The sequence below is a fragment of the Agromyces sp. GL_144 genome, assembly GCF_057834305.1.
Genome location: NZ_CM174399.1, coordinates 4,223,606 through 4,236,881, shown reverse-complemented (window position 1 = coordinate 4,236,881; position 13,276 = coordinate 4,223,606). Strand labels below are relative to the sequence as shown.

12 protein-coding genes are annotated in these 13,276 nt (G+C 69.9%); 8 read left to right on the top strand and 4 right to left on the bottom strand.

Annotated features, from left to right (window positions below; genetic code table 11):
• Positions 1-65: 65 nt before the first annotated feature.
• Entirely contained in the window at positions 66-506 is a 441-nt protein-coding gene (locus AC3IPY_RS19475; protein ID WP_489185931.1) for a tautomerase family protein, read from the bottom strand.
• A gap of 65 nt (positions 507-571) precedes the next feature.
• Between AC3IPY_RS19475 and AC3IPY_RS19470 the strand changes: the two genes are divergently transcribed.
• From AC3IPY_RS19470 to AC3IPY_RS19460, 3 genes are all read left to right on the top strand, one after another.
• Complete coding sequence (locus tag AC3IPY_RS19470; RefSeq protein WP_489185930.1) at positions 572-910, top strand: ArsR/SmtB family transcription factor; 339 nt, start codon at positions 572-574, stop codon at positions 908-910.
• Positions 907-1,638, top strand: a complete 732-nt coding sequence (locus AC3IPY_RS19465; RefSeq protein WP_489185929.1) for a cation efflux transmembrane domain-containing protein — start codon at positions 907-909, stop codon at positions 1,636-1,638. The genes AC3IPY_RS19470 and AC3IPY_RS19465 overlap by 4 nt, the downstream gene beginning before the upstream one ends.
• A 171-nt stretch (positions 1,639-1,809) precedes the next feature.
• A complete protein-coding gene (locus AC3IPY_RS19460) occupies positions 1,810-3,771 on the top strand; it encodes an FAD-binding monooxygenase (RefSeq protein ID WP_489185928.1) in 1,962 nt (653 codons plus the stop codon).
• A 153-nt stretch (positions 3,772-3,924) separates the two neighbouring features.
• Here the strand turns inward: AC3IPY_RS19460 and AC3IPY_RS19455 are convergent, their stop codons facing one another.
• The gene (locus AC3IPY_RS19455) at positions 3,925-4,641 is read right to left on the bottom strand and encodes an IclR family transcriptional regulator (RefSeq protein ID WP_489185927.1); all 717 of its coding nucleotides are present in this window, start codon (positions 4,639-4,641) and stop codon (positions 3,925-3,927) included.
• Between the two features lie 183 nt (positions 4,642-4,824).
• On the opposite strand from AC3IPY_RS19455, the gene AC3IPY_RS19450 reads away from it, so the two are divergent.
• The 5 genes from AC3IPY_RS19450 to AC3IPY_RS19430 all read left to right on the top strand — a co-directional run bounded on the left by AC3IPY_RS19450 (position 4,825) and on the right by AC3IPY_RS19430 (position 11,076).
• Complete coding sequence (locus AC3IPY_RS19450) at positions 4,825-6,633, top strand: oleate hydratase (protein ID WP_489185926.1); 1,809 nt, start codon at positions 4,825-4,827, stop codon at positions 6,631-6,633.
• A 330-nt stretch (positions 6,634-6,963) separates the two neighbouring features.
• Positions 6,964-8,559: a Re/Si-specific NAD(P)(+) transhydrogenase subunit alpha gene (locus tag AC3IPY_RS19445; protein ID WP_489185925.1), complete on the top strand. Its 1,596-nt coding sequence runs from the start codon at positions 6,964-6,966 to the stop codon at positions 8,557-8,559.
• 32 nt (positions 8,560-8,591) lie between these two features.
• On the top strand, positions 8,592-10,016 hold the full coding sequence (pntB, locus tag AC3IPY_RS19440; RefSeq protein ID WP_489185924.1) for a Re/Si-specific NAD(P)(+) transhydrogenase subunit beta: 1,425 nt from the start codon (positions 8,592-8,594) through the stop codon (positions 10,014-10,016).
• An 89-nt stretch (positions 10,017-10,105) separates the two neighbouring features.
• Positions 10,106-10,693, top strand: coding sequence for a DUF308 domain-containing protein (locus AC3IPY_RS19435; protein WP_489185923.1), 588 nt, complete (start codon positions 10,106-10,108; stop codon positions 10,691-10,693).
• Positions 10,690-11,076, top strand: a complete 387-nt coding sequence (locus AC3IPY_RS19430; RefSeq protein WP_489185922.1) for a hypothetical protein — start codon at positions 10,690-10,692, stop codon at positions 11,074-11,076. The genes AC3IPY_RS19435 and AC3IPY_RS19430 overlap by 4 nt, the downstream gene beginning before the upstream one ends.
• 123 nt (positions 11,077-11,199) lie before the next feature.
• On the opposite strand, the gene purB is transcribed toward AC3IPY_RS19430, so the two are convergent.
• Both purB and AC3IPY_RS19420 read right to left on the bottom strand, forming a co-directional pair.
• On the bottom strand, positions 11,200-12,579 hold the full coding sequence (gene purB / locus AC3IPY_RS19425) for an adenylosuccinate lyase (protein WP_489185921.1): 1,380 nt from the start codon (positions 12,577-12,579) through the stop codon (positions 11,200-11,202).
• Positions 12,576-13,103, bottom strand: coding sequence for a low molecular weight protein-tyrosine-phosphatase (locus tag AC3IPY_RS19420; RefSeq protein ID WP_489188374.1), 528 nt, complete (start codon positions 13,101-13,103; stop codon positions 12,576-12,578). The genes purB and AC3IPY_RS19420 overlap by 4 nt, the downstream gene beginning before the upstream one ends.
• Positions 13,104-13,276: the final 173 nt, after the last annotated feature.

The following is a 13,276-nucleotide window of genomic DNA, read 5'->3' as shown; positions in this document are numbered from 1 at the left end:
CGCGGATGCCGCCCGCTTCCCTCTCGGGAGGCGGGCGGCTTCGTCGTGGTCGGCGCCCTGCCGGATCAGACGTTCACGTCGAACCCGAGGTCTGCGTCCGCCGCCGCGACCCCGCTGGAGAGCCCCCAGCTCTCGGTCGGGATGTCGTGGACGATCGTCGTGACGTGTCCGCGCGGAATGCCGACGGCCTCGAGGCGGTCGGCGATCTCGGCGTAGAGCGCGCGCTTGGCCGCGGCCGACCGGCCCGCGAAGCAGTCGATCGTCACGATGGTGCGGTACTCGGGCTGCGGTGTGTCGGGCGAGCAGGCGAATCGATGGGGTGCGTGCGCGATGAGTCGCACGTCCTTGTCGTCAGGCGGGATGCGGAACGCCGCGACCAGGGCGGCGTGCACCGCATCGATGATGGCGACCTCTTGGGCCTCCGAATACGGTCGGCGCACCTCGATGAGCGCAGCGGGCATGTCGGTCCTCTCGACGGCGTCGGGCCGGCCTTTCCGCTCCGACATGTCGAGGCTAGTGTTCGAGGCATGACAGAGTTCCGTGAATTCAGCAAACCATGTACTGTTTTCACATGCGAAACTCGACCGCCTCCGTCACGCACACGGCCGCGCTGGCCCGCTTCGGGCACGCCCTCTCCGACCCGACGCGCGTCGGCGTGCTGCTGGCGCTGCGCGAGGCGCCGGCGTATCCCTCCGACCTCGCCGAGGCGCTCGGGGTCTCGCGGCAGGTGATGTCGAACCAGCTCGCCTGCCTGCGCGGGTGCGGACTCGTCGAGGCGATGCCCGACGGGCGCCGATCCTGGTACCGCCTCGCCGACGCGCACCTCGCCCCCGCGCTCGACGAACTGCTCCGCGTGACGCTCGTCGTCGAGCCCGACTGCTGCGCCGGCGACGGCTGCACCTGTGCATGACCGCCGACACCGCGTCGATCTCCGACGGGCGACGAGCGACGCTGCACCGACGCATCCGCTGGATCGTCGGGGCGACCATCGCCTACAACCTCGTCGAGGCGATCGTGGCCATCTCGGCCGGCGCCGCGGCATCCTCCGCGGCCCTCATCGGCTTCGGCCTCGACTCCACGATCGAGGTGCTCTCGGCCGCTGCGGTGGCCTGGCAGTTCACGCGTCGGCAGCCCGAGCGATGGGAGCGGGGCACGCTGCGCGTGATCGCGGTCGCGTTCTTCGCGCTCGCCGCCTACGTCACGGCGACGTCGCTGCTCGCCCTGCTCACGAGGGTCGAGGTCGAGCACTCGACGCTCGGCATCGTGATCACCGCGCTCAGCGTCGTGATCATGCCGTTCCTGTCGCTCCTCGAGCGCCGCACGGGCCGCGAGCTCGGGTCGGCCACCGCCGTCGCGGACTCGAAGCAGACCCTCATCTGCACCTACCTGTCTGCTGCCGTGCTCGTCGGCCTGGTCGCCAACAGCCTGCTCGGCTGGTGGTGGGCCGACTCCGTCGCCGGGCTCGCGATCGTCGTCTTCGCCGTGCGCGAGGGCATCGACGCCTGGCGCGGCGACGCCTGCGCGACCTCCGTCGGCATGCTGCTCGAAGGCGACGACGAGCACGAGCACGACGACCTGCACGGCGAGCACGAGCACGAGCACGGCGAGCACGGTCACCTCGGGCATTCCGCACACTGACGCCCGCCGCCTGGCCCGGTGCTTGTCGCACCCTCACGAGCGACATACACTGGCTGAGCGATATAAGAACGTGTCGTTCGTTTATAGAACGAGCGGATGCCGAGACCAGGCGTTCACGCGCTGCAGAACGACCGACGCCGCAGAGCGACCCACGACGAAGTGAGGAAGACCGTGCAGTTCCACCATTACGGGTACGTCTCCGGAGACCCGCGCATCGAGCCCGCGGCCGGAGTCGGCATCGACCGCCCCGACGAGCTGCCCGACGAGGTCGACGTGCTCATCGTCGGATCGGGCCCGGCCGGCATGGTCGCCGCGGCGCAGCTCGCGCAGTTCCCGACGGTCACGACGCGGCTGGTCGAGCGACGCGGAGGCCGGCTCGAGATCGGCCAGGCCGACGGCATCCAGGCGCGCAGCGTCGAGACGTTCCAGGCGTTCGGATTCGCCGAGCGCATCATCGCCGAGGCGTACCGCATCACCGAGATGGCCTTCTGGAAGCCCGACCCCGAGAACCACGCGAACATCCACCGCGCGGCCGTCACCCCCGACGATCCGAGCGGCATCAGCGAGTTCCCGCACCTCATCGTGAACCAGGCCCGCGTGCTCGACTACTTCGCGGAGTACGCCCGCAACTCCCCCGGCCGCCTCGCGCCCGACTACGGGTGGGAGTTCGTCGGCCTCGAGGTCGCGCAGCCGGGCCCCGACGGGGAGCTGCCCGAGTACCCCGTCACCGTCACGCTCGAACGGGCCGTCGGCGTCGGTTTCGGCGCGGGGGATGCCTCGCACGCGGCATCCCTCGATGGAGAGCTCACGGGCGAGCGCCGCACGGTGCGGGCCAAGTACGTGGTCGGTGCCGACGGCGCGCGCAGCAAGGTGCGCGAGTCGATCGGCGCGCAGCACGTCGGCGCGCAGTCCTTCCACGCCTGGGGCGTCATGGACACGCTCGCCGTCACCGACTTCCCCGACATCCGCACGAAGTGCTCGATCCAGTCCGAGGCGGGCAACATCCTGCTCATCCCGCGCGAGGGCGGGCAGCTGTTCCGCATGTACGTCGACCTCGGCGAAGTCGCCGCCGACGACAACGGGGCCGTGCGCAAGACGACGCTCGAGCAGGTCATCGCGAAGGCGAACGACATCCTGCACCCGTACTCGCTCGACGTGCGCAACGTGCCGTGGCACTCGGTGTACGAGGTCGGCCACCGCGTCACCGACCGCTTCGACGACGTGCCGCTCGAGGAGCAGGGCACTCGCACGCCGCGGGTGTTCATCACCGGCGACGCCTGCCACACCCACAGCGCCAAGGCCGGCCAGGGCATGAACGTCTCGATGCAGGACGGCTGGAACATCGGCTGGAAGCTCGGGCATGTGCTCGACGGCCGCGCCGACGCGGCGCTGCTCGAGACCTACCATGCTGAACGGCATGTCGTCGCGGCCGAGCTCATCGCCTTCGACCGCGAGTGGTCCCGGCTCATGGCGACGAAGCCCGAAGACCTCGGCGACCCCGCGGAACTCGAGGACTTCTACGTGCGCACCTTCGAGTTCCCGGCCGGCTTCATGACGCAGTACGAGCCGTCGATGATCATCGGCTCGCAGCAGGACCAGGCGCTCGCGAGCGGCTTCCCGGTCGGCAAGCGCTTCAAGTCGGCGCCCGTCGAGCGGGTCTGCGACGGCAACCCCGTGCAGCTCGGCCACCACCACCGGGCCGACGGACGGTGGCGCATCTACGCGTTCGCCGACTCGGCGACGGCGACGACGGATGCCTCGGGCTCGGCGCTCGCCGCATGGGCGACCTGGCTCGCCTCCTCGCCCGACTCGCCCCTCGCCGTGCACGTGCCGGCCGGCGCCGGTTTCGACGACGTGTTCGACGTCAAGGTCGTCTACCAGCAGCCGCATCTCGAGGTCGACCTCGGCCGCGTGCCGCGCGTGTTCCTGCCGGCGACCGGGCCGTTCGGCCTCACCGACTACGAGAAGGTCTACGCGCCCGACCCGGCAGCCGACATCTTCGAGGAGCGCGGCCTCTCACGTGACGGCGTCGTCGTGGTCGTGCGCCCCGACCACTACGTCGCGCAGGTGCTGCCGCTGTCGGCCACGTCCGAGCTCGCGGAGTTCTTCCGGGGCGCGCTGCTGCCGCGCTGACCCGGCTGCCGCCTCGTTCGGGCCGCGGCTGCGGGCGCCGTCGAGCGCGAGCGAATGCGACGAGCGCGCGGTGCATTTTCGCGCGCACTCGTCGCAGGTGCTCGCGCTCACGCCCCGGGCACTTCGATGGGTGCGCGCCGTGGGCGGCGGGCGTCAGGCGCCGTAGGCGCGTGCGATCGAGGCGGCGGCCGCCGTCAGGCGCGCGGCGATCTCGGCCTCGGGCTGCGCGAACGACACGTGGATCACCGCGATCGACGCGGCCGGCTGGCCCGGCAGCGTGAGTGGCACGGCGACCGACCGCAGCGAGGGCACGACCTCGTCATGACTCACCGCGTAACCCCGCTGGGTGGTCACGGCGATCTCCGTGCGCAGGGCGTCGGTCGCGGCATCCGGCCACGCAGCTTCGGGCAGGCTCGCCAGGATCGCCTTGCCCGGCCCGCCGCGCGTGAGCGGATGCCGATGGCCCGGCCGGTACGAGACGACCGCCATGCTCTGCCGGGGCGCCGCGCTCACGAGCGTGGCCGCCTCGTCGGCGTCGACCTGCACGGCGAGCAGGCAGGTCATGCCGAGCTCGTTCGCGACATCCGTCAGCTCGGGCAGCGCGACCTGCTGCAGGTCGCGGGCGACGCCCGACGCGAGCGCCGCGAGCCCCGTGCCGAGCGTGACGCGCCCGGCGGAATCGCGCGAGACGAGCCCGTGGTCCTCGAGCGTGCGCAGCAGGCGGTACGCGACCGAGCGGTGCACCCCCAGCTCGGCGGCGAGCTCGTCGATCGTCAGGTTGCGCTCGGCGCCCGCGAGGATCTCGAGCAGGCGGATGCCGCGGCTCAGCGTCTGCGAGCCGGTCTGCGCTCTCGGGGTGTCCGCCGTCATGCGTCCGATACTAGAACGCCGCGCTCGATCATCGGACGCCGGCGGACACGACCGTGTCCGCGAACAACACGGGAAGTTCGCACGGACGTGCACCGACGAGGGGGTGCGCTCGAGGCATCCGCTCGCTAGCGTCGAAGTCGGGTGCTGCGCGCCGTCGCAGTGCGACGATCCGGGGGGAGATGCATGTACTACAGCACGGGCAACTACGAGGCGTTCGCGAGGCCGCGCAAGCCAGAGGGCGTCGACGAGAAGTCGGCCTGGTTCGTCGGGGCGGGGCTCGCGTCGATGTCGTCGGCGGTCTTCATGATCCGCGACGGGCAGTTGCCCGGCGAGAAGATCACGATCCTCGAGGAGCTGCACCTGCCGGGTGGCGCACTCGACGGCATCAGGAAGCCGAAGAAAGGCTTCGTCATCCGCGGTGGTCGCGAGATGGAGGACCACATGGAATGCCTGTGGGACCTCTTCCGCACCATCCCCTCGATCGAGATCGAGGGCGCGAGCGTGCTCGACGAGTTCTACTGGCTCAACAAGGACGACCCGAACTACTCGCTGTGCCGGGTCACCGAGAAGCAGGGGCAGGACGCCCACACCGACAAGTTGTTCACGTTGAGCGCCAAGGCGCAGAAGGACATCGTGAACATCATCATGGCGACCCGCGAGCAGGTGGAGGGCAAGCGCATCACGGATGTCTTCGGAGAAGACTTCCTCGCGAGCAACTTCTGGCTGTACTGGCGCACGATGTTCGCGTTCGAGGAGTGGCACTCGGCGCTCGAGATGAAGCTCTACCTGCACCGCTTCATCCACCACATCGGCGGACTGCCCGACCTCTCGGCGCTGAAGTTCACCAAGTACAACCAGTACGAGTCGCTCGTGCTGCCGATGTACCGGTGGCTGCTCGACCAGGGCGTCACCTTCCGGTTCTCGACCACGGTCACCGACATCGACTTCGAGATCACGGCCGATCGCAAGCAGGCGACCCGCATCCACTGGGTCGACGAGCACGGCGAAGGCGGCGTCGACCTCGGTGAGAACGACCTCGTGCTCGCCACGATCGGCTCGCTCACCGAGAATTCCGACGAGGGCGACCACCACACGCCGGCCGTGCTCAACACGGGGCCCGCACCCGCATGGGACCTGTGGCGCAGGATCGCCGCGAAGGATGCGGCGTTCGGGCACCCGGACGTCTTCGCCGGGAGCTTCTCCGAGACCAAGTGGGAGTCCGCCACGATCACGACGCTCGACAAGCGCATCCCCGCCTACATCGAGAAGATCGCGCAGCGCGACCCGTTCAGCGGCAAGGTCGTCACGGGGGGCATCGTCACCGCGAAGGACTCGAGTTGGCTGCTCAGCTGGACCGTCAACCGTCAGCCGCACTTCAAGAACCAGTCGCCCGATGAGATCGTGGTGTGGTTCTACTCGCTGTTCTCCGACGTGCCGGGCGACTACGTGAAGAAGACGATGCAGGAGTGCACCGGCGAGGAGATCACGCAGGAGTGGTTGTTCCACATGGGAGTACCCGTGGGCGACATCCCCGAGCTCGCCGCGAACGCCGCCAGCGCAGTGCCCGTCATGATGCCCTACATCGACTCGTTCTTCATGCCGCGGAGGGCCGGAGATCGTCCGCACGTCGTGCCGGAGGGCGCCGTGAACTTCGCGTTCCTCGGCCAGTTCGCCGAGACGACGCGCGACACGATCTTCACGACCGAGTACTCCGTGCGCACGGGCATGGAGGCCGCGTACCAACTGCTGGGCGTCGAGCGCGGAGTGCCGGAGGTCTTCAACTCGACGTACGACATCCGGTGGCTGCTCAAGGCCACCAATCGCCTGGCCGATGGCGAGGCCGTGCACATCCCCGGACCGAATTTCGTCAAGGGTCGCGTGCTCGACAAGCTCGACAACACGCAGATGGGAGAACTGCTGACCGACTTCGGCCTGATCCCCGCGCGCGGCGACACGACGGTGCGGGCGCGGACCGACGACGCGATCGAGTGATGCCAGGCGGTCGGCGGGCCGCCGCATGCAGCCCGCCGCTCGCCGGCCGCAGAGTTCCGTTCGGTGAAAGAACGAGAGATCCTTCGCGCCGGCGAGGGCGCAAGTCCTTCCCTGCGCGGGGTGCGCGACCTACGCTGAGGGGGTCGCGCACCGACAGCCATTGATCATGACTTCCACAGGCCGAAACGTAACTTTCGCTCTGAGAAAGAAATCGTGCCCTATGGTGGTGCGAGCAGCACCGTCGCAGCACGACGCGCGTTCCCCGCGCGGCTCGACGGTGTCCAACCCGAGAGCCGCCCCAGCGGACGCGTCGTCGTGAAGGAGCACCGCATGTCCCGTATCGGGATCGTGACCGAGCAGGCCCCCGAGTCCAGGGTCGCCGCGACCCCCGCGACCGTGCAGCAGCTGATCGCGCTCGGCTACGAGGTCGTCGTCGAGGCCGGGGCCGGGCTGCGCTCGTCGTTCCCCGACGAGGCGTACCGCGCGGCCGGGGCGTCGATCGAGTCCGGCGCCGAGGCGATCGCGTGCGAGGTCGTGCTCAAGGTCAACGCGCCGACCGAGGCCGAGATCCAGGCGTTCGCCCCCGGTGCGACGTTCATCGGGCTGCTGGCCCCCGCGTTCAAGCCCGAGCTGCTGCAGGCGCTCGCCGAGCGCGGCGTGACGGCGCTCGCGATGGACGCCGTGCCCCGCATCTCGCGCGCGCAGTCGATGGACGTGCTGAGCTCGATGGCGAACATCGCCGGCTATCGCGCGGTCGTCGAGGCGGCGCACGAGTTCGGCCGCTTCTTCACCGGCCAGGTGACGGCCGCAGGCAAGGTGCCCCCGGCCAAGGTGCTCGTCGCCGGCGCGGGCGTCGCCGGACTCGCAGCGATCGGGGCGGCATCCAGCCTCGGGGCCATCGTGCGCGCGACCGACCCGCGGCCCGAGGTCGCCGACCAGGTGAAGTCCATCGGCGGCGAGTACCTCAAGGTCGAGGTCGCCGAGCAGATGCAGTCGACCGACGGCTACGCCAAGGCCACGAGCGAAGACTACGACCGGCGCGCCGCCGAGATCTACTCGGAGCAGGCGGCCGACGTCGACATCGTCATCACCACCGCGCTCATCCCCGGTCGACCGGCGCCCAAGCTCATCACGGCGGCGGATGTCGCGAGCATGCGCTCGGGCAGCGTCATCGTGGACATGGCGGCCGGCCAGGGCGGCAACGTCGCGGGTTCCGTCGCGGGCGAGCGCATCGTGACGCCGAACGGCGTCGTGATCCTCGGCTACACGGACCTCGCGTCGCGCCTGCCGACGCAGGCCTCGCAGCTCTACGGCACGAACGTCGTGAACCTGCTGAAGCTGCTGACGCCCGCGAAGGACGGCGAGCTCGTGCTCGACTTCGACGACGTCGTGCAGCGCTCGGTGACCGTCGCAAGAGGCGGAGCGGTCACCTGGCCGCCCCCGCCCGTGCAGGTCTCGGCCGCGCCGGCGGCATCCGCCCCCTCTGCAGCAGCGGCGGCCGTGAAGCCGGCGAAGCAACCGATGACACCGGTCAAGAAGGTGTTGCTCATCGCGGTGGGCATCGCCGCGCTCTTCGCGGTGAACGCGGTGGCGCCGCCGCCGCTGCCCCAGCACTTCACGGTGCTCGTGCTCTCGGTCGTCGTCGGCTTCTACGTGATCGGCAAGGTCGCGCATGCGCTGCACACGCCGCTCATGAGCGTGACCAACGCCATCTCGGGCATCATCATCGTCGGCGCGATGCTGCAGATCACGAGCGACGTGCCCGTGGTGCAGGTGCTCGCCGCCGTCGCCGTGCTGCTGGCCAGCATCAACATCTTCGGCGGATTCGCCGTGACCCGACGCATGCTCGCGATGTTCTCGCGAGGCCCGGCCGCCGCCGGTTCCGCCGCAGGCCCGGCCGCTTCGGTCGACCGGCCCGGCAACTGACCGCGACGCGCTGAACCCGAGGAGACCCGAACGTGCCCGAAACCTCTGCCCTGCTGACGCCCGCGTCGATCGCCGGAGCCGCCTACATCGTCGCCGCGCTGCTGTTCATCCTGAGCCTCGCCGGCCTGAGCCGTCATGAAACCGCGAAGGCCGGTGTCGGCTACGGCATCGCCGGCATGGCCATCGCCCTCGTCGCGACCATGGGCGTCGTCGTCTCCGACGCCTGGGGGTCGCCGCAGGCGACGCTCGGACTCAGCCTGCTCGCGGCATCCGTCGTCATCGGAGGCGCGATCGGACTCTGGCGCGCCCGCGTCGTCGAGATGACCGGCATGCCCGAGCTCATCGCGCTGCTGCACAGCTTCGTCGGCCTCGCCGCCGTGCTCGTCGGATGGAACGGTGCGCTCGAGGAGACCGGCATGACCGGAGCGCTGCTCGACATCCACCACGCCGAGGTCTTCATCGGCGTCTTCATCGGCGCCGTGACCTTCACGGGCTCGATCGTCGCGTTCCTCAAGCTCTCGGCCCGCATGAAGTCGGCGCCGCTCATGCTGCCCGGCAAGAACGTGCTGAACCTCGGAGCGCTCGTCGCGTTCGTCGTGCTGACCGTCTGGTACGTCATCACGCCCGAGCTGTGGCTGCTCGTGGTCGTGACCGCGCTCGCCCTCGCGCTCGGCTGGCACCTCGTCGCGTCGATCGGCGGCGGCGACATGCCCGTCGTCATCTCGATGCTGAACAGCTACTCGGGCTGGGCGGCGGCCGCGGCGGGCTTCCTGCTGAACAACGACCTGCTCATCGTGACCGGCGCGCTCGTCGGCTCGTCGGGTGCGTACCTCTCATACATCATGTGCAAGGCCATGAACCGGTCGTTCATCTCGGTCATCGCGGGCGGGTTCGGCATCGCGGCGCCGAGCGCCTCGTCGACCGAGGAGCAGGGCGAGATCCACGAGATCACGGCGACGGATGCCGCGGCGCTGCTGCGCGACGCCACGAGCGTGATCATCACGCCGGGCTACGGCATGGCCGTCGCGCAGGCCCAGCACCCGGTCGCCGACCTCAGCGCGAAGCTCCGCGAACGCGGCGTCGACGTGCGCTTCGGCATCCACCCGGTCGCCGGTCGCCTGCCAGGGCACATGAACGTGCTGCTCGCCGAGGCGAAGGTGCCGTACGACATCGTCGAGGAGATGGACGAGATCAACGAGGACTTCGCCGGCACCTCGGTCGTGCTCGTGATCGGCGCCAACGACACGGTGAACCCGGCCGCGGCCGAGGACCCGGGCAGCCCGATCGCCGGCATGCCCGTGCTGCGCGTCTGGGAGGCGTCGAACGTCATCGTGTTCAAGCGCTCGATGGCGGCCGGCTACGCCGGGGTCGCGAACCCCCTGTTCACGCGCGAGAACACGCAGATGCTCTTCGGCGACGCGAAGGACCGGGTCGAGGACATCCTGCGCGCGCTGTGAGGGTCGCCGGCCCCTGCGTGCTCACAGGATCGGCGCGAGCCGACGCGTAGGATGGATCGGTATCCCCCTCCGACGTGAAAGAGGTCGCCGTGGCCACCGCCCGCGATTCCGCCCCGGAGCGCCCCCAGTACTGGGTCGTTCCGATCGTGCGCGGACTCCTCGCACTCATCCCGGCCGCCGTCATCACGTTCTCTCAAGACCATTCCGCGACGCTCGGCCTGCTGACGTTCGGCGCCTGGGCGGTCGTGTCCGGCCTGGTCGTCGGGGCGCTCTCGCTGCGGTTCATCACCGATCGCGGCATCCGCTCGCTCTTCGCGGTGAATGCGGTCGTCACGGTCGTGGCCGGCCTGCTCGCCTTGACCGTGCCCGGTGGCGGCCTGCCGTTCCTCCTCTTCCTCGTGAGCGTCTGGGCGGCCGTCACCGGTTTCGTCGAGCTCTACGCCGGCCTCCGCGGGCGCGGTCGCACCTCGGCCGCGCGCGACTGGATCGCGGCGGGCGCGTTCACGGCGATCCTCGCGATCGTGTTCCTGCTGCTGCCGCCGGATGCGGTCACGACGGTCGGGTTCATCGGCGCGTACCTCGTGATCCTGGGCGTGTACCTCGTCATCGGCGGGTTCTCGTCGAAGTGGGCTGCGGCGGCTGAGGCCAAGGCGGCAGAATCGGAGCAACACCAGTGACCAAGCCGAGCGGCGACTACCAGCCGAGCCGCCGAGAACTGCTGCGCCCGGTCGAATACGTCGGCGGCGCCGCGATCGCCGCGCTCTTCGTGGGCATCGTGGCGCTGGTCGCCACGCGCGACATCGTGCTCGCCGCCATCGGCACCGGCGGCGTGTTCATCGTCGTGCTCATGGTGCTCGCGCTCATCGCGATGACCTTCAAGCCCGACGCGGCCGAGACCGCTGAGCTCGACGGCACCGCGGGTGCTTCCGGCGCGGCGGGCGCATCCGGTGCTGCACCCGGCACGTCTGGCATCGCGGATGCCGCGGCCGAGCGCCCGATCGACGGCGAGACGCCCGACGCACCGGACCCCGACCTGCCTGAGGCTCCGAAGGGCCACTGACCCGCCGCCGCGCGCGCCGTTCCGGGGGTCGCATTCGGACATCGCGCAGGCGATTCGAGCGTGGACGTGTCCGAAAGTGACCCCCGGAACGAGAAGGGCGGACCGTCGGGGAGGGCCCGCGCCTCAGAGGCGGTCGACGAGCTCCGAGGCGAGGCCCGTGTAGGACTGCGGGGTGAGCGCGAGCAGGCGCTGCTTCGCGGCGTCGCCGATCTCGAGGCCGTTGACGAACTCGGCGAGCTCGTCGGCGCCGACGCGCTTGCCGCGCGTCAGCTCCTTGAGCAGCGCGTACGGGTCGGCGATCGACGAACGGCCGGCGGCGACCTCGGCGCGGATGACCGTCTGGATCGCCTCGCCGAGCACCTCCCAGTTGCCGTCGAGGTCGGCCGCGAGCACTGCGAGGTCGAGGTCGATCTCGCCGAGGCCGCGCTGGATGTTGTCGAGCGCGAGCATCGAGTGCCCGAAGCCGACGCCGATGTTGCGCTGCGCGCTCGAGTCGGTGAGGTCGCGCTGCAGGCGCGACGTCACGAGCGTCGCGGCGAGCGAGTCGAGCACGGCGCTGGAGAGCTCGAGGTTCGCCTCGGCGTTCTCGAAGCGGATCGGGTTGACCTTGTGCGGCATGGTCGACGAGCCGGTCGCGCCGGCGACGGGGGTCTGACGGAAGATGCCGAGCGAGATGTAGGTCCAGATGTCGGTCGCGAGGTTGTGCAGCACGCGGTTCGCGTGCGAGACCTTGCCGTAGAGCTCCGCCTGCCAGTCATGCGACTCGATCTGCGTCGTGAGCGGGTTCCACGCCAGGCCGAGCGACTCGACGAACTCACGCGACACGTCGGGCCATGAGACATCCGGAGCCGCGACCACATGAGCCGAGAACGTGCCCGTCGCCCCCGAGAACTTGCCGAGGTACTCGGTCGCCTCGATCTGCGTCGCGATGCGGGAGAGGCGGTGGGCGAAGACCGCCAGTTCTTTGCCCATGGTCGTGGGCGTCGCCGGCTGACCGTGCGTGCGCGAGAGCATCGAGTCGTCGCGGTGCTGGCGGGCGAGGTCGGCGATGGCGTCGATGACCGCGCGGTACTTCGGCAGCCAGACCTGCTGCACGGCGTCGCGAACGGTGACGGCGTAGGAGAGGTTGTTGATGTCTTCGCTCGTGCAGGCGAAATGCGTGAGCTCGGCGAGGTGGTCGAGGCCGAGGTCGGAGAGACGGCGGCGCACGTAGTACTCGACGGCCTTCACGTCGTGGCGGGTGGTCGCCTCGAGCGAGGCGAGCTCGTCGATGTCGGGCTGGCCGAAGTCGGTGACGACGCGGCGGAGCGACGCCTTCTGGTCGTCGGAGAGCGGCGAGGTGCCGAAGAAGCCGAGGTCGGTCTGCGCGATGAGCCACTCGATCTCGACGTGCACGCGGGCGCGGTTGAGGCCGGCTTCGGAGAGGTGCTCGCCGAGGGTGCCGACGGCCGAGCGGTACCGTCCGTCGAGCGGGCTGAGCGGCTGGGGAGGCAGCGTGGTCATCGTGTTCCTTGTCTGAGAGCGGGAGCGAGTTGGCGGAAGAGCGCCTTGGTCGCCTGCTCTATCATCCCAAGAACTCGGTCGAACGCCGCAGCGTCGGAGTAGTAGGGGTCCGGCACGTCCTGCAGCGGGGCGAGTTCGACGTCGAATTCGAGGAGCAGGCGCACGTTCTGCTGCTCGACGGTCGAGGGCGCCCAGTTGCGCAGGATCCGCGCCTGGCCGCGGTCGAACGCGACCACGAGGTCGAGCGCGGCGAAGTCGCCAGGGTCGAACTGGCGCGCGCGGTGCTTCGACGCGTCGTAGCCGGCGCGTTCGAGTGCGGCGAGGGTTCGCCGGTCGGCCTGCTCCCCCACGTGCCAGTCGCCGGTCGCCGCGGACTCGATGGCGAGCCGGTCGGCGAGGCCCGCACGTTCGGCGAGCGAGCGCAGCACGGCCTCGGCCATCGGGGATCGGCAGATGTTGCCGGTGCACACGAAGGACACCCGGAAGGGCTGCGCCGAATCCCCAGCGGCATCCGCACGCGTCATGGACTCCATTGTGGTGGAGAACGGCTCGTGACACAGCAGGCAATCCGAGACATCCGTCCGCGGAATTGAAATCTTCCTTCCGCAGAGCAGAAAAGCCTTGACGCGCGCGGCGACCCGATCTACGCTGATCGCCACGCGGAGTCCATCGGAGTCCACGTCCCTGGAGCAGCTGC